General features: G+C 72.1%; 3 protein-coding genes. 2 read left to right on the top strand and 1 reads right to left on the bottom strand.

Annotated features, from left to right (window positions below):
* Window positions 1-521: hypothetical protein (locus tag NCC78_RS31620; RefSeq protein ID WP_250799109.1), on the bottom strand; the 521-nt coding region annotated here is incomplete at its 3' end.
* Between the two features lie 327 nt (window positions 522-848).
* On the opposite strand from NCC78_RS31620, the gene NCC78_RS31615 reads away from it, so the two are divergent.
* Window positions 849-1334, top strand: coding sequence for a CarD family transcriptional regulator (locus NCC78_RS31615; protein ID WP_013288937.1), 486 nt, complete (start codon window positions 849-851; stop codon window positions 1332-1334).
* A gap of 56 nt (window positions 1335-1390) precedes the next feature.
* A partial coding sequence (locus NCC78_RS31610) for a 2-C-methyl-D-erythritol 4-phosphate cytidylyltransferase (protein ID WP_250799108.1) occupies window positions 1391-1609 on the top strand: 219 nt, incomplete at its 3' end.

Here is a 1609-nt window from a genome sequence, read left to right as displayed (position 1 = left end):
AGTGCGCGTACGGGCGCGCCCGGGTCGGGTGCGGCCCGATCGCCCGCGACCGTGGCGACCGTCACGCCGTGCGGGGCGAGGGCGGCGGCCTCGGCCACCTGGTCGGGGCAGGCGCACGCGTCGACCAGGATGATCATCGCCGGCAGCAGGCCGCGCAGCGGCACCGGTGACTGCCCGGCGTCCACCAGATCCAGCGCCGGCAGCGGCCGGCCGGTGACCGTGGCCGGCGGGGCGTAGGGGGCCGGGGTGGGCGGTGCCGTGGACGGGTCGGACCGGGGCCAGGTGACGGCCGCCAGGCCGGCGAGTGTGGTCAGCACCGCCACCAGCAGGACCAGCAGGGGCAGGGCCAGCGGGGGCCGCTCGGTGGGACGGGAACCGGTCCGTCCGGCCCGTCGGCGCAGCTCACGGCGGACCTGCTCGGCCTCGGCCGCCAGCGCGGCGGCATCGTCCGGCACCACCACCCGGCCCCACTCCGGGGGCAGGTCGGGCAGTTCGGGGCCGTCTGCGTCTGGCTTGCCCATCGGACCCCCTGGAACCGTCCCGCGAGCCGACCGCGGCTCGTCCTTCAGCGTCCCGCACCAGGCCTCCTGCCGCTACACCTGGGCGCACAACCGCCCGGCGGGATACCATGGGATGAGCGCATAGCCCTTGATCTCGACGTTCGCGTCACCCGTCCCGGGAAGTCACCCGCACGTCACGGAGCGTGTTCGAACCATCGGTTTGGCCGCCTGTCAAGCTGAAGAAATACCTCTCACAGGGCCCCTGAGCTGCGCCAACGGTCAGGACAGCGGTGAGACATCGGTGCCTGAGCGTGTTACCCTAGACACAGCGAAAGGGGTTTCGAACCTATGGTTTTCAGTGTCGGCGAGACCGTTGTTTACCCCCACCACGGGGCCGCACTCATCGAGGCAATCGAGACTCGGGTCATCAAGGGCGAGCCCAGGGAATACCTCGTCCTGAGGGTCGCGCAGGGTGACCTGACGGTCCGGGTGCCCGCTGAGAACGCCGAGATCGTGGGCGTGCGCGAGGTGGTCGGCGAAGAGGGCCTCGGCAAGGTCTTCGACGTGCTCCGTGCACCGCACACCGAGGAGCCGACCAACTGGTCGCGGCGTTACAAGGCGAATCTGGAGAAGCTGGCCTCCGGTAACCCGCTGAAGGTCGCCGAGGTCGTCCGCGACCTGTGGCGCCGGGAGCGGGAGCGGGGCCTGTCCGCGGGCGAGAAGCGCATGCTCGCCAAGGCCCGCGACATTCTCGTCGGCGAGGTCGCGCTGGCCGAGAAGAGCACCAAGGACGAGGCGGAGACGCTGCTCGACAAGGTGCTGACCGAGGCCTAGTCCCCACAGCATCGTCGTACCCGATTCGTAGCGAAGAAACCACCGAGGACCGCGACGTGACCGCGCAGCTGAATCCGCGCGGTGACGTCGCGGTCCTCGTGCCTGCGGCCGGTGCCGGCGTACGGCTCGGCCCCGGCCGGCCCAAGGCGCTGCGCCTGCTGGGCGGGGAGCCGCTGCTGGTGCACGCGGTCCGCCGGCTCGCCGCCGCGCCCTCGGTGCACACCATCGTGGTGGCCGCCCCGGCGGCCGAGGTGGCGGCGGTCCGCGAGCTGCTC

Source organism: Micromonospora phytophila, assembly GCF_023656545.1.
Taxonomy (GTDB): Bacteria; Actinomycetota; Actinomycetes; order Mycobacteriales; family Micromonosporaceae; genus Micromonospora; species Micromonospora phytophila.
Note: the sequence above shows the minus strand (reverse complement) of the source record. Positions and strands in the feature narration are given on the sequence as shown.